This is a genomic window from Anaeromicropila populeti (assembly GCF_900112775.1).
Lineage (GTDB): Bacteria > Bacillota > Clostridia > Lachnospirales > Lachnospiraceae > Anaeromicropila_A > Anaeromicropila_A populeti.
The window spans coordinates 137,561-163,288 of sequence record NZ_FOYZ01000009.1 but is presented as its reverse complement, the minus strand read 5'-3'; the positions used below and the strand labels follow the sequence as shown (position 1 = coordinate 163,288).

At 36.4% G+C, this 25,728-nt stretch carries 19 protein-coding genes and 1 other annotated feature; of the genes, 17 read left to right on the top strand and 2 right to left on the bottom strand.

All coding sequences use genetic code 11. The annotated features are described in order from the left end of the window. Nucleotides 1-236 precede the first annotated feature (236 nt). Nucleotides 237-779 carry a methylated-DNA--[protein]-cysteine S-methyltransferase gene (locus BM305_RS12435; RefSeq protein WP_092561300.1) on the top strand — a complete coding sequence of 181 codons (543 nt, stop codon included), beginning with the start codon at nt 237-239 and terminating at the stop codon, nt 777-779. Here BM305_RS12435 and BM305_RS12430 read toward each other — a convergent pair. Further along, the gene (locus tag BM305_RS12430) at nt 733-1,455 is read right to left on the bottom strand and encodes a LysM peptidoglycan-binding domain-containing protein (RefSeq protein WP_092561298.1); all 723 of its coding nucleotides are present in this window, start codon (nt 1,453-1,455) and stop codon (nt 733-735) included. The two genes, BM305_RS12435 and BM305_RS12430, sit on opposite strands and share 47 nt — an antisense overlap. A 157-nt stretch (nt 1,456-1,612) precedes the next feature. Between BM305_RS12430 and BM305_RS12425 the strand changes: the two genes are divergently transcribed. The 4 genes from BM305_RS12425 (at nt 1,613) to BM305_RS12410 (ending at nt 6,126) form a co-directional block, all read left to right on the top strand. After that, the gene (locus BM305_RS12425; RefSeq protein ID WP_092561296.1) at nt 1,613-2,497 is read left to right on the top strand and encodes a LysR family transcriptional regulator; all 885 of its coding nucleotides are present in this window, start codon (nt 1,613-1,615) and stop codon (nt 2,495-2,497) included. A gap of 202 nt (nt 2,498-2,699) precedes the next feature. After that, a complete protein-coding gene (locus BM305_RS12420; protein ID WP_092561294.1) occupies nt 2,700-3,977 on the top strand; it encodes an adenylosuccinate synthase in 1,278 nt (425 codons plus the stop codon). A gap of 10 nt (nt 3,978-3,987) precedes the next feature. Further along, the gene (locus BM305_RS12415; protein ID WP_092561292.1) at nt 3,988-5,244 is read left to right on the top strand and encodes an HD-GYP domain-containing protein; all 1,257 of its coding nucleotides are present in this window, start codon (nt 3,988-3,990) and stop codon (nt 5,242-5,244) included. A 21-nt stretch (nt 5,245-5,265) separates the two neighbouring features. After that, nucleotides 5,266-6,126, top strand: coding sequence for a metallophosphoesterase family protein (locus tag BM305_RS12410; protein WP_092561290.1), 861 nt, complete (start codon nt 5,266-5,268; stop codon nt 6,124-6,126). A gap of 43 nt (nt 6,127-6,169) precedes the next feature. Here BM305_RS12410 and BM305_RS12405 read toward each other — a convergent pair whose 3' ends face one another. Further along, nucleotides 6,170-7,282 carry a pyridoxal phosphate-dependent aminotransferase gene (locus tag BM305_RS12405; RefSeq protein WP_092561288.1) on the bottom strand — a complete coding sequence of 371 codons (1,113 nt, stop codon included), beginning with the start codon at nt 7,280-7,282 and terminating at the stop codon, nt 6,170-6,172. Nucleotides 7,283-7,362: 80 nt separating this feature from the next. Here BM305_RS12405 and BM305_RS12400 point away from each other — a divergent pair, with 80 nt between their 5' ends. The 12 genes from BM305_RS12400 (at nt 7,363) to BM305_RS12345 (ending at nt 25,426) form a co-directional block, all read left to right on the top strand. Next, nucleotides 7,363-10,908: a DUF5717 family protein gene (locus BM305_RS12400; RefSeq protein ID WP_092561286.1), complete on the top strand. Its 3,546-nt coding sequence runs from the start codon at nt 7,363-7,365 to the stop codon at nt 10,906-10,908. A gap of 3 nt (nt 10,909-10,911) precedes the next feature. Next, nucleotides 10,912-12,186: a DUF5716 family protein gene (locus BM305_RS12395; RefSeq protein WP_092561284.1), complete on the top strand. Its 1,275-nt coding sequence runs from the start codon at nt 10,912-10,914 to the stop codon at nt 12,184-12,186. Between the two features lie 19 nt (nt 12,187-12,205). Next, nucleotides 12,206-13,042 carry a hypothetical protein gene (locus BM305_RS12390; RefSeq protein WP_092561282.1) on the top strand — a complete coding sequence of 279 codons (837 nt, stop codon included), beginning with the start codon at nt 12,206-12,208 and terminating at the stop codon, nt 13,040-13,042. 25 nt (nt 13,043-13,067) lie between these two features. Next, on the top strand, nt 13,068-14,243 hold the full coding sequence (locus BM305_RS12385; RefSeq protein WP_207649486.1) for a hypothetical protein: 1,176 nt from the start codon (nt 13,068-13,070) through the stop codon (nt 14,241-14,243). A gap of 48 nt (nt 14,244-14,291) precedes the next feature. Next, nucleotides 14,292-14,514, top strand: a binding site (T-box leader). A gap of 92 nt (nt 14,515-14,606) precedes the next feature. Then, a complete protein-coding gene (locus BM305_RS12380) occupies nt 14,607-17,261 on the top strand; it encodes a valine--tRNA ligase (protein WP_092561278.1) in 2,655 nt (884 codons plus the stop codon). Nucleotides 17,262-17,426: 165 nt separating this feature from the next. Beyond that, nucleotides 17,427-18,137 carry a polyphosphate polymerase domain-containing protein gene (locus BM305_RS12375; RefSeq protein ID WP_092561276.1) on the top strand — a complete coding sequence of 237 codons (711 nt, stop codon included), beginning with the start codon at nt 17,427-17,429 and terminating at the stop codon, nt 18,135-18,137. Between the two features lies 1 nt (nt 18,138). Next, the gene (locus tag BM305_RS12370; protein ID WP_092561274.1) at nt 18,139-18,813 is read left to right on the top strand and encodes a DUF4956 domain-containing protein; all 675 of its coding nucleotides are present in this window, start codon (nt 18,139-18,141) and stop codon (nt 18,811-18,813) included. A 15-nt stretch (nt 18,814-18,828) separates the two neighbouring features. Continuing rightward, complete coding sequence (locus tag BM305_RS12365) at nt 18,829-20,748, top strand: carbohydrate-binding domain-containing protein (protein ID WP_207649485.1); 1,920 nt, start codon at nt 18,829-18,831, stop codon at nt 20,746-20,748. 173 nt (nt 20,749-20,921) lie between these two features. After that, the gene (locus BM305_RS12360) at nt 20,922-21,659 is read left to right on the top strand and encodes a HEAT repeat domain-containing protein (RefSeq protein ID WP_092561270.1); all 738 of its coding nucleotides are present in this window, start codon (nt 20,922-20,924) and stop codon (nt 21,657-21,659) included. Nucleotides 21,660-21,859: 200 nt separating this feature from the next. Further along, nucleotides 21,860-22,636, top strand: a complete 777-nt coding sequence (locus BM305_RS12355) for an alpha/beta fold hydrolase (RefSeq protein WP_092561268.1) — start codon at nt 21,860-21,862, stop codon at nt 22,634-22,636. 1 nt (nt 22,637) lies between these two features. Continuing rightward, nucleotides 22,638-24,197, top strand: a complete 1,560-nt coding sequence (locus tag BM305_RS12350) for a UDP-N-acetylmuramoyl-tripeptide--D-alanyl-D-alanine ligase (RefSeq protein ID WP_092561266.1) — start codon at nt 22,638-22,640, stop codon at nt 24,195-24,197. A gap of 17 nt (nt 24,198-24,214) precedes the next feature. Next, a complete protein-coding gene (locus BM305_RS12345; RefSeq protein WP_092561264.1) occupies nt 24,215-25,426 on the top strand; it encodes a D-alanine--D-alanine ligase family protein in 1,212 nt (403 codons plus the stop codon). Nucleotides 25,427-25,728: the final 302 nt, after the last annotated feature.

Sequence of the window (25,728 nt, the reverse complement as noted above, 5' to 3'; positions counted from 1 at the left end):
CAGATTGCACATCTGTCAAATATTAAGTAACTCAACTTTTTCACTAGCATAGATTTTATTGTTTTAATGGTTTATTGACATTAAAATAGCACCTGATCTTAGGGATAATAAATGATAGCACAACAAAAATCACATATGAAATGTCTGGTATAAAAACTATATGGGAATTTACGACAGATACTAAACCAATATTCAGATGTATTGTAAAAATGAGTTAACGAAAGGAAACCAACCAAATGAACGACAACACCCATTTTGCCATCTACCTGTCAAAACTTGGAAAAATAAAAATTAACTATAACGAAACAGCAGTCACAGCAATCAACTTGGTAACAGATGCCGTTGAAATCAAAGAAGCAAACCATTCCGCCCTCTCAGAACAGGCATTTCAACAATTAAGCGAATACCTAGAAGGAAAAAGAAAGACCTTTGACTTTCCATACGAACTAAACGGAACAGAATTTCAAAAGAAAGTCTGGAAAGCCCTATTGGACATCCCTTATGGAGAAACAAGATCCTATCAGGATATTGCAGCCAAAATAGGGAATCCCAAAGGGGCAAGGGCAGTAGGTGGCGCTAACAACAAGAACCCCTTACTGATTGTAGTACCATGCCACAGGGTGATTGGCTCCAGTGGAAAACTGACAGGGTATGTCCTTGGACTTGACCAAAAAGAATATTTGATAAATCTGGAAAAGACCAATCAGCCTATGACCAATATCATCCATGAGCCTATGTATATCCCCATTCATAAGTCATCAGCAGAGCATAGTTCGTAGCTTCACCAATAGCAGGATAATCATGGCTTTCATACAAAAGACCAGGCTGAGCACCTGACGTTTTTGGTGCAAGAGCAGTAATGACGATATAACCCTCTGCATTTAGCCGCTCCCGTACCTTAGTAACAAAAGCAGCAAAAGCTTCCCGGTCTCCAGGCAGAATATATTCAAAATCAATATCCAGACCATAATAATTTTTAGCCTTCATATTAGCTAGAATATTATTAATTAAGGTGTCTTGTATCTGTTCATTATTCAGAAGCGTATTAGCAAGCTGATTGTTGAAAATACCTTCCTCTGTTAAAGTGGAAATTAACATAATAGGGGCAACACCGTTTTGACGGGCCAGATTGATAATTTCCTGATCCTCGATAGGAATCAGCTCACCCTGCTCAGTAAAACCATAGGTAAACAATGTTAAGTATGTTAAATAAGGTAATGTTTTAGTCAGGACTTCCCGGTCAATAAACGGATATGCATATCCATTAATTGACATTTCCCCAAACGAATCAGCAGGAATCCCCTCTGCCGTATTTAAAATTACGATTGTCTGCCCCACTACTAGATTAGTGGGATCTGTTAACTCGTTATCCGTTATCAGTTGTTCAGCAGTAACATTATATGCCTGGGCAATGGATGTAATGGTATCGCCCGGTTTTACCACATATATAACCATAGTTCTCTCCTTTAGGAACAAAATAATTTTTCATGATTTATTATATGTATTAGAAAAATAAGGTTTCAAATTTATTTACGCACATATTGACTTTTCCATATCAGATGACACATAATTCATATCAGAGGCGAGTAAATATAAAAAGGAATGAAATAATATGATTAGTAGTTTGGAATATTACAAGGTATTTTATTATGTCGGAAAATATAAAAGCTTTAGTAAAGCAGCAGAAAAGTTATGTATTTCACAGCCGGCAATAAGTCAGACCATTAAAATGCTGGAAAGTGAATTAGCATGCCAGCTTTTTTTCAGAACCTCTAAGGGAGTAAAGCTGACACCGGAAGGAATGGTTTTGTCGGAGTATGTGAAAAGCGGAATAGAGCAGTTTCTGATGGGTGAAGACAAAATAAAGAAAATGAGAGATTTGGATAAAGGTGAAATTCACATCGGAGCAAGCGACATGACATTGCAATTCTACCTGCTGCCTTTCTTGGAAAAATTTCACAAGCTATATCCAGATATTAAAGTGAAGGTTACCAATGCAACTACACCTGAAACATTAGAAAACTTGTACAGTGGAAAAATAGATTTTGGTGTGGTCAGTGAACCATTCAGTGTAAAGTCTTCTGTTAAAAAAGTAAAGGTAAGGGAAATAGAAGATACCTTTGTAGCTGGAAGTTTGTTTCAGCATTTAAAAGGGAAAAAGCTTGACTTAAAAATACTGGAGGAATTGCCAGTAATCTGTCTGGAGGAAAACAGCAGTACAAGAAGGTATTTGGATAACTTTCTGCTGGAAAATGATGTGGTGCTAAAGCCAGAATTTGAACTGGCAACCAGTGACATGATTGTCCAGTTTGCTTTTCGGAATCTGGGTATCGGATGTGTGATGAAAGGCTTCGCTGAGGAACAGATTAAAAATGGAGGACTTTTTGAACTTGAATTTACAAAAAACATACCCAAAAGGCATTTTTGCTTAATTTATAATCATACGGAACCAATTTCAATTGCTTCCAATCAATTATTGAATATAATGGGATTTTAGTGAATGGTTGGAAGCAATTATTAACTTGAAACCTTGTATAGGATACAAAATTGTGTTAAAATATAAGTAATGCATGAAGAGAATGATATAATATTAAATTATATCAATTATAATAAATATTGATTTTACTTATATCTTACTATGTAGTAATATGTTAAAGTGAATATAGTACGAAAATATAAGATGCGTAGGAGGAAATAGAATGGTTACAGCAATAGTTGGTGCCAATTGGGGCGACGAAGGAAAAGGTAAAATTACTGACATGCTTGGAGAAAAGTCAGACATTATAGTACGGTTTCAAGGTGGAAGCAATGCAGGTCATACCATAATCAACAATTATGGAAAGTTTGCATTACATTTATTACCATCAGGAGTGTTTTATGAGCATACAACCAGCATTATTGGCAATGGGGTTGCCTTAAATATTCCTTATTTGTTTAATGAAATAAAAAGTATTGTAGAAAAGGGCGTACCAAGTCCAAAGATTTTAGTTTCAGAGAGAGCACAGATTTTGATGCCTTACCATATCCTGTTTGATCAGTATGAAGAGGAAAGATTGGGCGGAAAATCATTCGGGTCAACAAAATCTGGCATTGCACCATTTTATTCTGACAAGTATGCTAAGATTGGCTTTCAGGTTTCCGAATTATTTGCAGATGAGGAAGTGCTTCGTGAAAAAATTAGCCGGGTTTGTGAACAAAAAAATGTTATTTTGGAACATTTATATAAGAAACCTGCAATTGATGAGAATGAATTATATCAGACATTAATGGAATATAAGGAAATGGTAAAACCATATGTTTGCGATGTGGCTGCATTTTTACAGCAGGCAATTAAGGAAGACAAATCAATATTGTTGGAAGGTCAGTTAGGAACATTGAAGGATCCGGATTTCGGAATTTATCCAATGGTTACCTCTTCTTCCACATTGGCCGCTTATGGAGCAATCGGAGCTGGTATTCCGCCATATGAGATTAAGAAAATCGTGTGTGTGGTAAAGGCATATTCCAGTGCAGTGGGAGCTGGTGAGTTTGTTAGTGAAATCTTTGGGGAGGAAGCAGATGAATTAAGAAGACGCGGTGGTGATGGCGGCGAGTACGGTGCTACCACAGGAAGACCAAGACGAATGGGTTGGTTTGATGCAGTTGCTTCACGTTACGGATGTAGAATGCAGGGAGCTACAGAGGTTGCATTTACAGTGTTAGATGTATTAGGCTATTTGGATGAGATTCCTGTCTGCATAGGATACGAAGTGGATGGTAAGGTTACAAAGGATTTTCTAACAACGGTTCAGCTTGCAAAGGCAAAACCAGTGTACGAAGTATTGCCAGGCTGGAAAGAAGAAATCAGAGGAATCAGTAAGTATGAAGATTTACCAGAAAACTGTAGAAAATATATTGAATTTATTGAACGTGAGTTGGAAGTGCCAATCACAATGGTATCAAATGGTCCTGGAAGACATGAAATTATAAAGAGATGATGAGTAAGATATGGGCGTAATCAGTAGTAAAGATGTCAACAATATTATACGCAAGGCGTTAAATATTGTTGACGAAACAATTATGGAGCATGGTTCAATCGTTGGTTACATTTTATATAAAATGTTGGATTTTCAGTATAAGTATTCGTTGCAGGAGTTAATTGATTATACAATGATTGGAATTTTGCATGACATTGGTCTTTTTAAAGAGGGCAGTGATGTAGATATTAAACATAATGAAACAAAGAGTGTATGGAAGCATTCTATTTATGGCTATCTTTTTCTGCGTTACCTGTCGCCAATTGGCGAAAAAGCTGAAATTGTACTATACCATCATTTAGAATACCGCAAATATCATTTAATACGTTCAAAATACATGGAAATAGCAGAATATTTAAGCTTTGCAGATGTATTAGACTGGTATTTGCGAATGAATGATGGAGAAATGAAAGCAGATTTTTTTGTGAAGAACAGTAATATTAAGTTTTCTGAACGGGCAAAAGTACTTTTTTTACGGGCAGAAAAGAAATATAAAATTTTAGAAAAAATAAAAGATGGCAGTTATGAAGCTGAGTTAAACGGGCTTCTTGGTAAAAAACTGTTGTCAGAGGAATATAAACGGGAATTTCTTCAAATGCTTATTTATACCATTGATTTCCGTAGTGAATATACAGTAATACATTCCATGGCAACCACAGCATTTGCCACAGAAATTGCCAGATTAATGAGGGTACCCAATAAGGACATTTATATTTTATATTATGGAGCATTATTACATGATATTGGAAAACTGACAACACCGATAGAAATACTGGAGGCACCTCGAAAGCTGACCGATGAAGAAATGGTGATTATGAAGGCGCATGTCACCAATACAGTTGAAATACTAAAAAATGTTGTAAATGAAGAGGTTCTGGAGATTGCTGCAAGACACCATGAAAAGCTGGATGGTTCTGGATATCCGAGAGGATTAAAGGGAGAGGAACTGACAATTCCCCAGAGAATTGTTGCAGTAGCAGATATTATCAGTGCATTATACGGGAAGAGAAGTTACAAGGATTCATTTGACAAACAGAAGATCATTGACATTTTGGAAAAGGATGCAGAAAGCAATAAGCTTTGTCCCAAAGTGGTAGGCTGTGCGGTTCGGAACATGGATTATTTGTTCAAAAATTTCGAAAAGCAGAAAACGAAAACAATAGGTGTGTATATGACGATTAAAGAACAATATTCTATTATTTATGAAAAATTTAAACAGTTTGAATAGGTTCTAGAAAGAGGGAAAAAGATGAAACTTGCTGTTTTAAGTGATATTCATAGCAATTACATTGCTTTTGAAACATGTATTTCCTATATTGAACATAACCAGGTAGACGGTATACTATTTCTGGGGGATAATATTAGTGATTGTCCCAATCCGGAAAGAACGCTGGGACTTATAAAAGAATTAGATCATAACTATATGACGTTTCACATAAGAGGAAACAGGGAAGAGTATTTTATCGACCATAAGGACGGAAAAAGTGATAATTGGGAATATTCCTCTTACAGAGGAAGCCTGCTATACACTTATGAACATATAACAGCTGCTGACATTGAACATTTCCGGCAGCAGGAAAATTGCAGGGTAATTCAGATTGAAGGGACAGCGCCCATTACGATGGTACATGGTTCGCCTTGTTCTTCCAGAGAACTGCTATATGCGAATTCAGAAAAAACGAGAGAATATATGGAGGAGCTGACAACAGACTATTTGTTATGTGGCCACACTCACAGACAATTTTCTTACCAATATTGTAATAAATTATTGATTAATCCTGGTTCAGTAGGAGTTGCCATAGGATGTCCGGCAACTGCTCACTTTGCAATGCTGGAATGGAAACAGAACAAATGGGAATATCAGCTCATATCACTGCCCTTTGATTTTAAAGAAGTGGAATGTTTTTTTCTCAAAAGTTCTCTCATGGAAAAGGCGTATGTCTGGCCTAAGTGCATTTTGAAATCCATGGAAACGGGAATTAACATGGGACCGTTATGTGCCAAGGCTGCCTATGATATGGCAGTCAGCGACGGTATTAATGCTAAAAACAATAACATACCAGAACTTTATTGGAGAAGAGCAGCAAAAGAACTGGGAATCGTATCATAAAAAAAACACGTTTTATCAAGAATGATAAAGCGTGTTTTTTTCATTAAATCAAATCTAAAAGTAAGGTAGTAAGTTCATCATTTTTTTCAGGTGACATAAAACAAAAACGGATAAACTGGTCATTTAAAAAAGAGAATCCGGAGCAGTCACGTATCATAAGTCCTTTCCTAATGGCAGCATCAAATACGTCCTGTGAAGTAAGGGAGGTGTTAAGAAGCTTTACCAGTACAAAATTGCCATAGGGTTCAAAGACTTTCAAATTAGGATTTTCTCTTAATCTAGTTACAATTCTTGTTCGCTCATTATGAATTAATGTTCTGGTTGCATCAATATACTCCTGATCCTGAAACATAATTTCACCTGCAATTGCTGCTAAGGAATTAATTGTCCAAGGATTTTTCTTTTCATTTATCACGGTCAGAAGCTCAGGGCAGCTACAAACCCCATAGCCAAGACGAAGGCCAGGAGCTGCAAAAAATTTAGATACTCCTCTTAGCACAATCAGATTCTGGAACTGGCTTGTGAGAGGGATAGCAGTAATCGCACTAATATCAGGTGCAAATTCTACATACGTTTCGTCAATCATAACAAAAATACCATGTTCCCTGCATGTTTGTAAAATCAGATACAGCTGCTGGGTAGTTAACACAGAAGAAGTTGGATTGTTAGGATTACATAGAATAAATAAATCAATATCAGAAGTTAAGTGTTCTAGTAATGCATTTAAATCCAATTGAAATTCTTTATCCTCCTGCAAGGGAAAATATTCACAAATCCCATTTTGTAATGTAATCTCACGTTGGTATTCTGAATAAGTAGGACCAAGGATTAGTGTTTGCTTAGGTTTCCTTGACTGAATTAATATGGATATTAATTCAGTGGAACCATTTCCAACGATAATATGCTCTGAAGGGGCATTTACATATTGGCTGATGGAATTCCTGAGACTGGTATATTTTCTGTCAGGATAAGTTGCTATAGCATCAATATGGCTTGTCAGTGTTTCTCTTAAACGGAAGGAAATTCCCAGAGGATTCACATTGGCGGAAAAACTGGTAATAGATTCTTTCTTTATATGATAGATTTGCTCAATTTTTTCCAGGTCACTGCCATGAAAATGCTCTTTATGATTGGTTAATTGATTATGCAATGTCATCACCCTTTTTCTTTTCTTTTTTTTCGTGTAGTGTTATAATTATTATAGCTATTTTTCAAGAAAAAGCAAGGAGACATACCATGAAAGAAAAAATAACTAAAATAGCAAAAGGAATCATTGAATACGAATTGACAAAGGTTACGCTTTCCGAGGAAGCAATTGAATTTAGTATCGAAGCTGGGAAAAAATATAGTGGGTCTATTACGATGAGCAATCGTGATGGAGTTTATATGAAAGGATTAGTTTATAGCTCCAGCTTTTTTATGAAATTAAAAAATACAGCTTTTGCAGGTCAGGTTGTTACGATCGAATATGAGTATGTTGCAGTTAATCTGAATCCTGGTGAAACTCATTCTGGTATCATAACGATAGAAAGTAATTTAGGTGAGTTTGAGATTCCTTTTCTTGCAACGGTAGAAATGCCGTTTTTTGATACAACGATGGGGAAAATTCGTGATCTTTTTCAGTTTGCCAATTTGGCAAAGGCGGATTGGCTCCAGGCAATTAAAGTGTTTAAGGCAGAAGAATTTGAAACTGTTTTTTTAAGCAATGACAGAAAGAACCGGCTAATATATAGAAGCTTGAGCAAAAGCTTGTCAGCAAGCCATGGGTTGGAGGAATTTCTGATTGCAATACATAAAAAGGACAGGATACAGTTTACAATTGATAAGTCTTTTCTGGAATATGAAGAGGTACAGGAGACATTTCAGGATAAGCTTACCATTCGTAAAGACAACTGGGGTTATTCGGAGATTCGCATTACCACAGATTCCGATTTTATTATTCCAGAGCATAAAATTTTGTGGACAGATAATTTTATTGGGAACCAGTATATCCTGGAATATAGAATGGATCCTAGTCATATGCATCCAGGTAAAAATTATGGAAAGCTTTTCTTGAGAACGTCACATCAAAGCTTTACGATTGAGATTGTGGCTTATTGTTATAAAATGGACGGAACAAAAAGAAAAATACGGAATTATCACAGTGCATCCCTGGAGTTTACCAGGAGTTATTTAAATTTCCGTATGAACCGTATAGCGGTGGAACAGTATATGCTGGAGGTAAATCAGAGCATTCAGAACTTTTATGAACTGCATGGGCAGGAATACGAGTTGTTAAAGCTGCATCTGGCTATTATGGAGGAAAACGATGAGAAGGTTCAGACGCTGTTTGGACAGCTTCGGGAAAAAGAAGAACAATGGAAGGAAAGTGCTCCATTTATTTTATGTGCGTATTGGTACTTGAATGCTTTGTATCAAAAGGATCACGGGAGCATCGAAGAAGCAAGGGAGCGGATTGAAAAACAGTACCAGAAGAAAGAAGACTGCTGGCAGCTGTTCTGGTTTTTGTTATATTTAGATCAGAGCTATGAAGAAAATCCTGAAAAAAAGAAAAGGGCAATTTTGCAGAACTTAAAAAAGGGCTCCAAAAGTTCGGTTTTATATTTGGAATTAGCTAATTTGTACCGCATGGATGCTGGACTTTTGCATGAGCTGAACAGGGAAACGATTCAGGTGCTAAACTGGATGGTAAAAGAAAATTATATTACAGATGAAATCATAGAGCGTTATGTGTATCTGGCAGGGAGGATGAAAGGCTTTCATTTGGTTGTATTCCGTAATATGAAGCAGCTTTTTGAACGGGAAGAAAATGATGAAATATTACACACAATTTGTACAATGTTGATTAAGGCTCAAAAGGCAGCAGTTAAATATAACAGATGGTTTGCCCGTGGAGTGGAAAAGCAGCTGCGGATTACCCAGTTATATGAATTTTATATGGACTCTGTAGAGGAGAATTTGTTTTATATTTTTCCACAGGCTGTATTGCTTTATTTTTCTTTTCAAAGTAATTTAAATGAGCGGAAGGCTGCATTTTTATATGCTAATATGATTTATAACAAAGAACAGTATGGGGATATTTATTTACAATACGAGAAGAAGATAAAGGAATTTGCCATATGCCAGCTAGAGAAAAGGGCTGTAAATGAATTCTTAGCAATTATTTATGAAGAATTAATCAATAAAGATACAATATGTAAAGAATATGCGGTGTATCTGCCATATGTGATGTTTCGACATGAAATACAATGTCACAACGCAAATATGGTTGGTGTGGTTGTATGTCATAAGGAGCTGACAGAAGAAATATATGTTCCGTTAGAGGATGGCAAGGCTTATATTCATATTTTTACGGAAAATTCCAATGTATTTTTAGTTGACTCCCGAGAAAACCGATATTGCACAACAGTAGAATTTACGTTAAACAAACTTCTGCATTTGGATGAACTGGCGGATTATTGCATGCCGTATGCGGCTGACAACGGCATGCTTTTGTTGCATTTGTATGAGCAAATGGAAAGTTATCATAAGTACGCACAGAATGCGGTTTCTATGAGAAAAAAACTATTATTGATGGAAGAATTAGAGGATAATTTTAGAAACCATTGCATTGTTAAGCTGGCATCCTATTTCTATGATTCCATGCAGGGCGATGAACTGGACAGCTTGTTACAGACAATTGACTTTCATAAAGTATCCTCACAAGATCGTGTAAAGCTTATGGAATTATGTATGCTGCGTGATATAGACGATAATATGCTGGAACTGTTAGCACAGTATGGATATGAAAATAATTCAATGAAAAAACTGGTGCGTTTTCTGAAAAAATATATTCAGAAACAGGAAGAGCCAAATAAGCTGATTGTGAATATGGCATATGATACAGTGAGAATGGGAAAGCATAACCAGGAAATTGTGGAGTATGCAGCAAAGCATTTCAATGGAACAACGAAGGAAATGAAGCAGCTTTGGGATGCTGGAAGAATCTATTCTGTTGATATGTTACTGCTAGAGGAAATGTATCTAAGCCAGTGTCTGTTTACGGAGAAATGCAAGTCTCAGTCGGTTGATGTTTTTCTTTCCTACTATAAGAAACCGGAAAGGAATAAAATACTGGTGCAAAGCTTTCTAAACTATTTTGCTTACAAATACATGGTAAAGGAGCGGTTAATACCAGATTCCTTGTTTTCTGTTATGGAACAGGAATTGCAGTTTGAGGAAAACCAAATTTTATTAATTGCAGTTTTAAAATATAAGAGTACGTTACATCAGCTTAATAGCCAGGAATTAGAGTTTGTGGATGTCCATTTAAGTGGATTAGCACGAAAAGGCATTGTATTTTCATTTTTTAAGGAGTTTCAAAAAGTTATGCACATTCCTCATTGCATTGCCAATAAATATTTTGTGGAATACCGGACCAATCCTAACAACAAGGTGATGATTCACTATACAATTGAGTCTGACACTTCAGATGGAATGAAGTTCAGGCAAGAAGAAATGAAGGATATGTGCTATGGAATTTTTGTGAAGGAATTCATTTTATTTCATAATGAAAGGCTGATGTATTATATTACTGAGGATGACGGTATGGAGGAAACTATTACCGAAAGCATACATGTGCAGTATGAGCAGGATTTTTCATCAGAAGATAATAAGTTTTCGTTTCTGAATCTAATGCTGATGGCGAGGGAAGTACAGGACAGTAAAACGGTGATGGAGCTGATGAGGCAGTATTTGGAAACAGAAGCAATTGTTGCACAGATGTTCCAGCCATTAGAATAGGGGGTGTTTAAAATCGATAATCAGACGTTATATGTAGGATTTGATCTATGTAATGAGTTTACCCAGATAAGCTGCTATGATGAAAAAGCATTTGAACCTAAGTCCCTTTCACTATATACCGAGAAGGAAGTGTTTCTAATTCCTACTGTACTGGCAGTAAAAAAGGAAACAGGAGAGTGGTTTTATGGTGAAAATGCAATTTCCTATGGTAATCGAGAGGGTGTTCCAGTTTTAACGGACTTTATCCAGAAAATCCAACAGGGAGAAACTATTGTCTATCTAGATAAAACTTTTTCTTACGTAGAAATACTAAATAAATTTTTTCGTAAAAGTTTAAGCCTGTTAAAATTTTATTTTCCATCGGAAGCAATTCATAGAATGGTTATTACTGTTTCTGATATGAATGAAGTGCTTGTAAACGCAATTTATGCTGCACTGGAGGAGTTGGGGATTGGAACGGCTCGGTGCAGGGTAATTAGCCACAGGCAAAGCTACATTTATTATGCTCTCAGTCAAAAAAAGGAGCTTTGGATGAATGATGTAGGGTTATTTGACTATAATGAAAATGGACTAACTTTTTACCGGATTTTCATTAACCGAAGATTTCAGCCACAGACAATTGGCATAGAGGAAAAAAGTTTTCGTGATACCATTAGTTATGAGATGTACCCTGAATTTACAGAGGAGCCAGAGAAAGCCTATATTTTTGAATCCATTGCAAAAAGCGTGCTTCACAAGCGGGTAGTAACTACTATTTATGTAACAGGAAAAGGCTTTGAAGGAAGCTGGGCAAACTGGGTATTAGAAGATTTGTGTGTGGGACGGAGAATTTTTATAGGCCATAATCTATATACGGTTGGAGCTTGCTATGGGGCAAAAGAGATGGATGGGAACGGGAAGCTGAAAAATTATGTTATATTAGGGGAAGAAATGACATATGTGGAGGTTTCAATCCGAGTGTATAAAGATACTAAAATGGAGCGTGTATTACTTGTGGAGGCAGGAATTCCCTGGATGGATGCACATAGAATGATTTCAGTGATTGAAGATGACGAGACAGAGTTGGAAATAGAGGTTTATAGCATGATTGATCATGTGCGGACGAATTATTTTCTTCATATCGATCCAATAGAAGGAAGGCCAAATAGAACGACCAGACTGGAGGTTCAGGTACAGTTTTTAGAAAGAAAGACATTTTTAATAAAAGTAAAGGATAAAGGTTTTGGAGATTTTTATCCGTCCACCAACAGAGTATGGGAAAAAGAAATTCATTTGTAGAGTGATTTGGAGGGAAAATATGGGCAAATTTATATTGTGCAGTGGAGCAGAAGCTGCTGTGCCGTTTCATGTTGAAATGTCGGATATTTATCTTTATACAATAGAAGAGTTGTGTTATTACATGTATGAAAATATATATATTATAGAAGAAGAGTTTTTTAACCAGATGCTTTATGATTGGATTAAGAATCAGTTAGAAATGGACATGCTTGTTAAAAAACTGGAATCGGCGATGGAAGGCAAAATGGACTTAAAAAGTATTGTTGTGACAATTCTTTGCAGTACAGATTATTATACAGAAGGTGAAATAAAGGAACTGATTCTCGTTATGGATCAGCTGGCGGGTTTAACTAGTATAGAAAGAAGAAAAAAGAAAGCAGATCAGTATTTGAAAAATGGAAATTATGCATTTGCAGCAAAGGAGTACGATATTATTTTAAATCAGAAGGAGTCTTCTGTTTTTACGCAGGAGCAGTTGGGAAATTTGCTTCATAATTATGGAATTACCCTGCTGCATATTGCAACCTTTTGTGAGGCTGCCCAGAAGTTTGAACAGGCCTATTGTATGAATCGGAAGGTGGAAACTCTCAAATATTTTATTTTAGCACTTCAGCTTGGTGGATTGAAAGAAAAACTGGATAAAGTCACAGAAACATATCGAGTGGATGAAGGAACGATAAGTACCTATGAACAGGAAATGGAAAAGGTTCGGCAGGATGTTACAAGTCAGCAGGTGTTCGAACCGTATAAGAAACTGGAGGAATTTAAAAGAAATGGTGAAGCTGCTAAGTTTTTTGAGGAAGTGGATCGACTGCTTTTGTCTTGGAAAAACAAGTATAGAAAGGAAGTAAGTTAGTTGTGAAGGTGAAGCTATGAGTATTTTGAAGAGAAAAAAAACAGTAGAGAAAACAGATTTGCCTAAGGAAAACGAGATAGAAGAAAAAACAAGTCTGGATTTAGAGACCAGCACTGTGAATGTGAAATCTAAAAAAGACAGAGCCAGCTTTATAAAAGAGAGCTGTGAGCAAATTGCGGAGGCAGACAGGCAAATAGAGGAAGCAAGGATGGAATATCAGGCGGTCACATCCTATCTAACCGATATTCAGAAAATGGATTTGATGCCAGAAGATAATAGAAAGACACTAGAAGACGCTGCACGGAACATTATCTTGCTGACAAGAGAACGTTCCAAATATCAATCAAGCGAAATGAAATTGTCGGATTTACAATTTCGCAATGTTGCACGATATGAAAAGGACATGATAAAAGAAATAAAACACATGCGTGACAATGAGCAATATCAGTTGAAAATTGAAAACGACATGCGACATTTGGAAAAGGAAAAAAGTTCATGGAAGCGTAAAAAGAATGAGATTATTTATAACCAACAGTATTTAAAGCGTCTGGCGGTGGTAGCTGCTGTACTGCTTCTAATTTTGTTTGGAATGTTCAGCATAATTGCGGGACTGTTTGAACTGGATATGAAAATTCCTTTTATCATGTCAATTGTACTTGGTGTTTTGATTACAATTTATATTATTTACGAGGCAAGAAAAAACCAGTATGAGGTGCTTGTTGTGGGACAGAAGCTTAACAGGGCAATCAGTCTGCTGAACAAGGTGAAAATCAAATGTGTAAATAATACAAATGCATTAGATTATATGTATCAGAAGTTTATGGTTCAAAATTCCATGGAATTACAGCAGCTTTGGGAGCAGTATCTTCTTGCAAAAAAGGCAGAAGAAAAGTATCGGAGCAATACAGATTCTTTGAATTATTATAATACAATATTAATGAGTGAATTAAAGCAGGCAAACCTTCAGGATTGTGAAATTTGGATTTATCAGGCAGCAGCTATTATTGACAGTAAGGAAATGGTTGAAATTAGACATAAGCTAAATGTGAAAAGACAAAAATTAAGGGATAGAATAGATTTTAATTTTAAAGTGAAAAAGGAACAGGTGGATGCCATTATTGAGATTATGAATAAAAATCCAGAGTATAAGGAAGAGATCAGCCAGCTTTTAAAAACCTATGAGGTTGTATTAAAGGAATAAATAAAAATCTTGACAAAAAGGCGCTTTTTGACTAATATTAAGGTATATGTAAATGTATAGATAGAGAGGAGTAGGCATGTAACCTTTTACAGAGAGAATTGTCCCATGGCTGAAAGACAATTTACTGAAGTACACGCTGAAGGTAGCTCTTGAACAGTATTTTTGAACTGCCAGTGCATAGTAGAAAATGACGGGTTGCTTCGTTAACAGCTCTGAGGTAATGAATCATTCATTACGAATAAAGGTGGTACAACGGTTCTTCGTCCTTTGACGAGGGACTTTTTTTTGTGTGATAGATATTGTTCCGTATTTCCTGTCACACACTTTGTAAATGATAAGATATTTTAGGTAAAGGAGATTGCTATGAAAAAGGAACTAGAAAAGACATATAATCCTCATGAGATCGAAGGAAGACTATATGATAAATGGATGGGAAAGAAGTATTTTCATGCAGAGGCAGATCGGAGCAAGAAACCGTTTACTATTGTAATGCCTCCACCAAATGTTACAGGTAAGCTGCATATGGGACATGCACTGGATAATACTCTTCAGGATACATTAATCCGTTATAAGAGAATGCAGGGCTACAATGCACTTTGGATTCCAGGAACGGATCATGCAAGCATTTCAACTGAGGTAAAGGTTACGAATAAATTAAAAGAAGAAGGCATTGATAAGAGGGAGCTGGGAAGAGAAGGCTTTCTAGAAAAGGCATGGGAATGGAAGGAAGAATACGGCGGAACTATTATCAGTCAGTTAAAGAAAATAGGAAGCTCTTGTGACTGGGACAGAGAACATTTCACAATGGATAAGGAATGTTCTAGTGCAGTAGAAGAAGTATTCTTAAAATTATACGAGAAAGGGTATATTTATAAAGGTTCACGTATCATCAACTGGTGTCCAGTATGTCAGACGTCTATTTCAGATGCAGAGGTTGAGCATGAGGAACAGGCAGGGCACTTCTGGCATATAAAATACCCAATAGCAGGAACGGATGATTTTGTTGAGATTGCTACTACAAGACCAGAGACAATGTTAGGTGATACGGCGGTTGCAGTTCATCCTGATGATGAAAGATACCAGCATATTATTGGGAAAAACGTGGTGCTTCCGATTGTTAATAAAGAAATTCCTGTAGTTGCAGATAACTATGTAGAGCGTGAATTTGGAACAGGTGTGGTAAAAATAACACCAGCTCATGATCCGAATGACTTTGAAGTTGGAAAAAGACACAACCTGGAAGAAATCAATGTAATGAATGATAACGCCACAATTAACGAAAAAGGCGGAAAGTATGCAGGATTAGATCGTTATGAAGCACGTAAGCTGATTGTGAAAGAATTGGATGAATTGGGACTTCTTGTTAAGGTAGAGGATCATACTCATAATGTTGGTACTCATGACAGATGTGGTACTACGGTAGAACCTCTCATTAAGCAGCAGTGGTTTGTAAAGATGGAAGAAATGGCAAAACCAGCAATTGAAGCTTTAAAAACAGGAGAGTTGAAATTCGTTCCAGAGCGTTTTAATAAAACCTATTTAAACTGGCTGGAGAATATCAGAGACTGGTGTATTTCAAGACAACTTTGGTGGGGACACCGTATCCCAGTGTATTACTGCAAGGATTGTGGAGAGATTATGGTTGCAAAATCAGAGAATGCTCCAAAAACCTGTACGAAATGCAATTCACAAAATATTGTTCAAGATGAAGATACGTTGGATACCTGGTTTAGTTCCGCATTATGGCCATTCTCTACACTAGGCTGGCCTGAAAAAAATGAAGATTTTGATTATTTTTATCCAACAAACGTTCTTGTTACTGGATATGATATTATTTTCTTCTGGGTAATCCGAATGGTATTCAGTGGAATTGAACAGACAGGAACATGTCCATTTGATACAGTACTGATACATGGTTTGGTACGTGATTCTCAGGGACGTAAAATGAGTAAATCACTGGGTAATGGTATTGATCCATTGGAAGTTATTGATTCCTACGGTGCGGATGCACTAAGACTTACATTGGTGACAGGAAATGCTCCAGGTAATGATATGAGATTTTATTATGAAAGAGTAGAGGCAAGCCGGAATTTTGCTAATAAGGTATGGAATGCATCTAGATTTATTATGATGAATATGGAGAAGGCAGCGATTCCTGAGGAAATTAATCTGGATTCCCTGACTCAGGCAGATAAATGGATTCTTTCCAAAGTAAATTCTCTTTCCAAGGAAGTTACAGAAAACATGGATGGCTATGAGTTAGGGATTGCTGTTCAGAAAATTTATGATTTTATATGGGAAGAATTCTGTGACTGGTATATCGAAATGGTTAAGCCAAGACTATATAATGATTTAGATGAAACAAAAACGGCTGTCCTATGGACGCTGAAAACAGTGCTAATTAACTCCTTAAAGTTACTTCATCCATATATGCCATTTATTACAGAGGAAATTTACTGCACTCTTACCGGGGATGAAGAAGCGTCTATTATGACATCCCAGTGGCCAGAGTTTCAGGAAAAACTTCATTTTGAAGAGGATGAGAAGGCAGTTGAGGTGATAAAATCAGCGGTTAAGGGAATTCGTAATGTTCGTGCAGAAATGAATGTTCCGCCAAGTAAAAAAGCAACTGTTATTGTTGTATCTGAAGATGCTGGAATGCAGAAAATATTTGATACAAGCAGAGTATTTTTTGCAACTTTAGGTTATGCCAGTGAAGTAATGATACAGGGGGACAAAGAAGGTATAGAAGACGATGCTGTTTCCGCAGTTATTCCAGGGGCAACGATATATATTCCTTTTGCTGATTTGGTTGACAAGGATAAAGAAATTGAAAGACTGCAAAAGGAAAAGAACAGGCTGGAAGGCGAATTAAAGCGTGTAAATGGCATGCTAAGTAATGAGAGGTTTATCAGTAAAGCACCAGCAGACAAAATTGAAGAAGAGAAAGAAAAGTTAGCAAAGTATACGAATATGATGGAACAAGTTGTAGAACGTTTAGAAAATTTAATGAAATAAAAAAGAAGAGGCTTTTGCAAAATAGATGCGTAATCTATGGAGCAAGAGCCTTTTTCGTTCCTGTAAATGAGAGAGTAAAAAGACAAAGATTTTTCACAGGTAAATCACTAGTTAATCACAATTAATCTGTATACTAAAGAAAACAAAGCAATGGAGGAGAAAACAATGGCAGCAGAAAAGGCAAATGCGGTTTTTCAAAGAGTTGAGAAAAAATATCTACTGACAGAACAAAAGTACAAGGATTTTTGCGATAGAATTTCTCCTTATATGGAAATTGACCAGTATGGTAAACATACAATTTGTAATATTTATTACGATACAGATACTTATTGGCTCATACGCAATTCCATAGAAAAACCAAAATATAAGGAAAAGATAAGACTTAGGAGCTATGGAGTACCAAATGAAAGTTCGAAAGTCTTTCTGGAAATTAAAAAGAAATCCAAAGGAATTGTTTACAAGCGGAGAATCCAACTGACCTTAAAGGAGGCAGAGAATTATCTAGAAAGGGGAATAAAGCCTGGTGAAGATAGTCAGATCTTTCGGGAAATCGATTATTTTGTGAAATTTTATCATCCTGAAAAAAAGCTATATCTTGCCTATGATAGAATTGCCATGTTTGGCAAAGAGGATCCAGAAATTCGATTAACAGTGGATCAGAACATCCGGAGCAGACAGTATGATTTATCCTTATCAAAAGGAGATTATGGCGATAAATTGATGGAAGAAAATGCTTACCTTCTGGAAATCAAAGTAGCCAATGCATTTCCAATGTGGCTGGCAACTATTTTATCCGAGTTAGAGATTTATCCTAGTTCGTTTTCAAAGTATGGAAATATTTATAAAAAATCAATTATAAAAGAAGGAGTTGTTTAATATGTTTGAAAGTATTTTACAGGAGGCAGCAGCAAGTTTGGCTGTTACAGATGCACTTATATGCACAGGAGTATCGTTAGTATTGGGATTGGCAATTGCCTTTATCTATATGTTAAATAGTAACTATTCAAAGAATTTTGTAATCACACTGGCGCTATTACCAGCATTGGTTCAGATTATAATTGCACTGGTAAATGGTAATTTAGGAACAGGTGTTGCGGTAATGGGAGCCTTTAGCCTAGTAAGATTTCGTTCTGTTCCAGGCAGCTCAAAGGAAATTACAAGCATTTTCTTTGCAATGGCAATTGGCTTAGCAACAGGAATGGGATTTCTAACATTTGCAGTATTAATTACAGTTATCATTGGTGCCGTTTTCTTGGTTTTATCAAAATCAAGCTTTGGCGAAGGAAAAACACAAGAAAAAGATTTAAAGATTACGATTCCTGAAAATCTGGATTATACTAATATCTTTGATGATATTTTTGAAAAATATGCAAAAAAAGCTAGTTTGGAAAGAGCAAAAACAACTAATTTAGGAAGTATGTATGAATTATGTTATCGCATTACATTGAAGGATGCATTAAAGGAAAAAGAAATGATCGATGAAATCAGATGCAGAAATGGAAACTTAACCATTATTTGTGGCAGGCCACAAGTACAAAAAGATGAATTGTAGAAGGGGAAAATGGCTATGAGGATAAAAAAGAAGTTAATGATTATAGTATGTGTGTTATCCTTTTTATTAACAGCTTGTGGAACAAATGGTACAGTCAGCCAGCAATCAGAAACCCAGGTAGAAATGACAACAAAATCAACAGATACAACGGATACAGCTGAAGAAACAGAAGGCAGTGGAGTAACAGAAACCAGCAGTAGTGATACAGCAGCGGTATCTATCCCTGAGGTTTCTTTTGATGATGAAGATTTAGAAGAAAGCTGGGAGGAAGCAGCACAGTCTATCGTACTGAACAAAACGGAAATTGAATTTGCAGGAACAGGTGCTGTTGTAGAAGGTACTACTATTATAATTCAGTCAGCTGGCACTTATGTGATTACGGGTGAATTGACAGATGGGCAGATTATTGTAGATTGTGATGAAACGGAAAATGTTCACCTGATTTTGAATGGGGCATCTATTACGTGCAGTAATCAGGCACCAATTTATATTAAGCAGGCAGAAAAGACAATTATTACAGTAGCAGCGGGAACAGACAATACTGTGGAAGATGGCACAACCTTTGACTTGGAGAATGAAGAGGAAAATGTGCCCAATGCAGCTATTTACAGCAAAGATGATTTGACAATTAATGGAACAGGAACTTTAAATGTTACTGCAAATTATAACAATGGTATTAATTGTAAGGACAAATTAAAAATTGTGAATGCCAGCATTAACCTGACAAGTGTGGATGATGGAATTATCGGTAAGGATTATGTAGCAGTTCAAAACGGTAATATTGTATTAAACACAGGTGGAGATGCTTTAAAATCAACAAATGCGGAAGACGCTGCACTAGGCTTTGTATATATTGAAAACGGAACCTATGCAATTACAGCAGGAACCGACGGCATTCAGGCAGAAACAATTGTTTATGTTAAGGATGGCGATTTTAACATTACAACAGGAGGCGGCAGTGTTAATAGCAGTAAGAGTGCTGAAAGTGAGCAGGGCGGCTGGGGAAGATGGCAGGAGGAAAGTGTAGAAACTTCCACAGAAACTACCACAGAAGAAACAACCCAGAGCGCAAAAGCAGTTAAGGCAGAAATCAGTATTGTATTTGAGAATGGTAAGGTTGTAATTGATTCCTCCGATGATGCAATTCACAGTGGAAATCGCATAGATATACAGAATGGAGCTTTTGAAATAAGCTCTGGGGATGATGGGATTCATGCTGATGACACGTTAAACATTCAGAATGGTACAGTAAACATTATAAAAAGCTATGAAGGATTAGAAAGCTTATATATGAATATATATAGCGGTGATATTTCTATTACAGCAAGTGATGATGGAATTAATGTTGCGGGAGGTGCAGACAGTTCATCCGTAAGCGGAAGACCAGGTCAAAATGAATTCAGTTCATCTGGAAATGGAATACTTCATATTTACAATGGTTCCATAGCTGTAGATGCATCAGGAGATGGATTAGATGCCAATGGCGGTATTTTAATGGATGGAGGAACTGTAATCGTAAACGGGCCTACGAATGATGGAAATGGTGCAATAGATTATGACAGTGGATTTGAATTAAATGGTGGTGTCTTAATTGCAGCGGGGTCTAGTGGTATGGCACAAAATGTATCAGCAAGTGAATCACAAGGAAGTATTCTTATGACTTTCTCAACTCAGCAAAGTGCCGGAACGGTTGTATCCCTTCTAGATGAAGAGGGAAAAGAAATTGTTACCTTTACACCAGCCAAAGTGTTTAGTTCTATTGTAATCTCAACCCCAGATATTAGTATAGGATCTATTTATAAGATTGGCACAAATGGTAGTGAGGTAGTCCAATTCACTCTTTCGGAAAGTATAACTTACGTAAATGAGTCTGGCATTACAACAGGAAATCAAGAAGGATTTGGAAATGGAGAAATATCCAGGAAGCAATCATAAATTTTTAGGTCGGCCTCTAATGTGGAGTATAGCACAAGGGGTCGATTTTTTAACGGATATAAGAGTGCTGATAATGTACATTTGTTGAGGGATATGATAAAATAAGTAATAAATGAAACAATAATCGGAAGACCACAACTTTATACATATGAAATGAAAGGGATAGAGTGTAAATGAATAGTGATATTGAGACATTGAGAGCACGAGGTTATATTGAAGGGGACGATATCCATGATTACGAGAAGAAAAGCAAAGAAGAATTAATTGCATTGCTGGATGATAAGACACCATGTGTACGTTCCTCAGCAGCTAAAGAAATTTCGTTTGCCTATAATATGAATGAGATTGAAATTACAAAGATACTGTTGTCGAAACTGGTAAAGGAAAAAAAACTCTATACCCGTATTGAAATTGGTGCAGCATTAGAGCGCGGGGGTGAAATCACTGCCAAAGAGATGGTGCAGTACATTGGGAAAATTGGTAAGAATCAGCATAAAAGCTTACCAGACAGACCATCAAAGAAAATCAGCTTTCCTTTGCCACGAGATTTTATCATCAGAAGCTTAGCACGTATGGATGTGAAAATCATGCCAGTTTTGATAGAGGTGTTAGAAAGCCAGGATGAGGAAAAAATAGCGGAAATATTTGATGCAATTGGCTATATCGCTTTTTATAAAATAAAGGCTGCAAAATGGGAGTATACGGAGACTGTTTTAAAAGTGGTGGAAAAGTATAAAGGGAATGAAGTGATTTATTGGAAAGGCATTCGGTGTTTATCAGGATTTCCATGGCAGAAGGCAGCAGACTTCTTAAAAAAAGTAATTGAGACAGAAAGTCAGGAGCTTTTAGTAGAGGAAGCCAAACGTTCGTTAAGGCTAATGAAAAGACCCTTGTTGGATACTTATAATTGAAAATCATAAAGACTTGACAAATAAATAGTGTTGTTACTATAATTAGTAGATTGAACTTGTTTAAAGGTTCAATCTACTTTGTGTTTTAATCAAATTAATTGACGATGTTATGAAAAAGTATGAAAGTATTTTTTCTTTTGAAAATATACTAATACTAAAGTTTTAAGGAAAGGCTAGTTCTTTTAGTAAGGGATAATAAAGTGAAGGTTCAAATAGATAAAATAGATACCAATTATGTGATGCAGGGTGAAGGTGAAACCATTGTTATACTACCTGGGTGGGGATGTAATACTGCTGTATATAAGCAGATTACAGATAGCCTAAGTAAGCATCATAAAGTGATTTGCGTAGATTTTCCAGGAGCAGGAGATTCCAGTGAGCCAGAAGAGCCTTGGAATGTAGATGATTATGTGAATTTTGTAATTACATTCTTAAAAAAACTTCATGTGAAGAAAGCTTCTTTTATAGGGCATTCTAATGGCGGAAGGGTTTTGCTGAAATTAGTCAGCCAAAAGGAACTTCCATTTGAAGTGGAGAAACTGGTATTTATGGGTTCCGCAGGGATTGTTTCAAAAAAAAGCATGAAGCAGAAGTTTAAAATCCGTATGTTCAAAATAGCAAAGGTAATTTTTAGTATAGGAGTTATGAAGAAGCTATATCCAGATTTTATTGAAAATATGAGAAAGAAAAATGGCTCAGCAGACTATAACGCAGCCTCGCCTGTTATGCGTGCAACGCTGGTTAAGCTTGTGAATGAGGATTTGACACACCTTTTGCCAGGAGTGAAATATTCTTCCTTGCTGATTTGGGGAGAAAATGATTCTGCAACTCCTCTTACGCAGGGAAAGACTTTTGAAAAAATGATTCCAGACAGTGGCTTGGTAACCGTGAAAAATGCTGGTCATTATGCTTTTTTAGAACAGCCTGAGTTAGTTTTAAGGGTATTAGATTCTTTCTATGGAGTAAAAGGAGAGTAAGATGAGTTTATTTTTGACAGGTCTTTATTGTATAACTAGTATAATTGCCATGGTAATGGTACTAATCTTTCATATGCACATGTTTCAGCTGAATTCTTATAAAACAAAAGAACATACTGTGTGGATTAAAAAGAATATGGGAAGTATAATAGGAAAAACAATTGGGTTTTATCTTTCCATTCCCATTCTTTTGCTGTTTGGAAATCCAGGTTTAATCATTGCAAGTATCTTAAATCTTCTTACAGCAGCTGGAAACCGCCCGAAAAAGGCAAAAAAGCCGTTAGTATATACAAAACGTGTCCAAAGAATGTTTATTACATTGGGAATGCTATATGGTGCGGCAGCGATTGTTACATTTATTTTATACAAAATAGTTATTCTGACAGCACTTTTGCTGCCACTGATGGGGATTTTCTCCGGTGCGCTTATTTTACTTGCCAATACAATGAATAAGCCAGTTGAAACAGCTATCAATCAAAAATTTATTGAAGAAGCAAGGAAAATCATTAGAGAAATGCCAGACCTAAAAGTAATTGGTATTACTGGAAGCTATGGAAAAACCAGTGTAAAATACTTTTTAAATAAATTGCTTTCTGCTGACTACAATGTATTAATGACTCCAGGGAATTTCAATACTACCTTGGGGGTAGTGCGGACAATTCGGGAACATTTACGGGCAACCCACCAGATATTTATCTGTGAAATGGGAGCTAAAAATATTGGTGACATAAAAGAAATTTGCGATTTGGTAGAGCCAGATTATGGAATTATCACTTCGATTGGACCACAGCATTTAGAAAGCTTTGGTTCGGTGGAAAATGTTATAAAAACTAAATTTGAACTGGCAGAAGCTGTTTCAAAGGATGGAATTGTATTTCTGAATTATGATAATGAGTATATCGTCAACAAGACGATCCAAAAAAAATATATTACGTATGGTGTGGATAATAAAAATGCAGATTTTTTACCATATAATTTAACTGTGTCAAGGGAGGGCTCTGTATTTTCTCTAAAAACTCCAGATGGGGAAGAAAAAACTTTTTCAACCAGGCTCATCGGGAAACATAATGTTCTAAATATTGCTGGTGCAATTGCGGTGGCGTATCAGCTGGGGGTTTCTATGGAAACTTTGGCAAATCAGGTACGCAGGCTGGAATCGGTTCCACACCGCTTACAGCTTATTAACAGCGGAAGAGGCCTGATTATCGATGATGCCTATAATTCAAATCCAAGTGGAGCCAAGGCAGCTTTAGAAACACTGGGGGCATTTGACGGTATTAGAATTTTGGTAACACCAGGTATGGTAGAATTAGGAGAAAAGCAGACAGAGTTAAACCGTATTTTCGGGCAGCAGGCAGCAGAATACTGTGACTATATTGTACTGGTTGGAAAAAAACAGACAGAACCAATACAAGAAGGAGTTCGCAGTAAGGGATACCCTGAAAATCGTCTGTTTGTAGTAGATGATTTACAGGAAGGTCTTTCTAAGGTTGACGCCATAAAGTCAGAGGGAAAAGAAAAAATTATTTTATTAGAAAATGATTTGCCAGATAATTATTAAAGTGAAGGAGATAGGCCATGAAGATTAAGATTGGAGTTTTTTTTGGTGGACAGAGCGTGGAACATGAGGTGTCTATTATTTCAGGTATTCAGGCGGTGCATGCTTTTAACAGGGAGAAATATGATATTATTCCTGTTTATATAACAAAGGAAAATGAGATGTATATAGGTAATAGCATTTCAGACATTAAGGCATACAGAAACATACCATCTCTTTTGAGAAAAAGCCAGAGAATTGTTTTAGTAAATGAAGAAGGAAGGGTTGGGCTTGTTAAATATCCAATGAAAAAGTTTGGAAACAATACATATGATTGGATTGATGTGGCATTTCCGATTGTTCATGGAACCAATGTTGAGGATGGAACTCTTCAAGGGTGTCTGAGAATGCTCTGTATTCCGTATATAGGACCAGATGTAACTTCTTCTGCTATTGGTATGGATAAATATGTAATGAAAACTGTTTTAAAGGATAACCAAATCCCGGTCTTAGATTGTTGTGTATTTGATACGAAAAAATATGAGAAAGATACTGCTGGGGTAATCAAGCAGATTGAAGAACGCTTTCAATATCCAGTCATTGTAAAGCCAATTAATCTTGGTTCTAGTGTTGGCATTAAGATAGCAAGAGATAGTGAGTCACTTCAAGAGGCAATGGATCATGCATTTGAATTTGCCATGAAGGTATTAGTGGAAAAGGCAGTGACCAATCTGAAGGAAATCAATTGCTCGGTTCTGGGGGATTATGAAAGTGCAGAGGCTTCTGAGTGTGAGGAGCCAGTGAATTCAGATGAAATTTTAAGTTATGAGGATAAATATATGTCAGGCGGCGGAAAAACTGGTGGAAGCAAAGATGGTGGTTCAAAAAGCTCTGGAATGTCTAGCCTGACACGAAAACTTCCAGCAGATATTTTGCCAGAAGTACGGGAGAAAATACGCAAATTAGCAGTAGATACATTTCAGGTTCTGAATTGTAACGGAGTAGCTAGAATTGATTTTATGATGGATACCGTAACACAGGAAATTTGGGTTAATGAGATTAATACTATTCCAGGTTCACTGGCGTTCTATTTGTGGGAGCCGCTGGGAGTGTCTTATGAAGAGCTATTGGACAGAATGATTCAGTTGGCATTAAAGAGAGACCGTGAGCTTAATAATATTTCCTATAGCTTTGAAACGAATTTGCTGGCAGGGGTGAAACTTGGTGGAACAAAGGGTGGTAAGAAAGTATGATAATATGGGGAATTAAGTCAATTGCCTGATGCAGGAAAGCTTGCACTGGAAGATAAAAAGATGCATGATGATTAATAAAGGGAGCTTTTGCAAAATAGATGAGAATCTATGGAGCAAGAGCTCTTTTAAAAAGTTAATGGCAGGTTTCAAAAAACCTTGACCACTCTACAAGTGCAAGGACGTAACAGTTATTCCAAAACAGCTCCCTACGCTACTGTAATGCATATGAAAGAAGTTGCCTGTAGTTATATTTTGAGAATTAGCTTAATCTGTTAGGTGCATCCATTGATTTATTTAATATC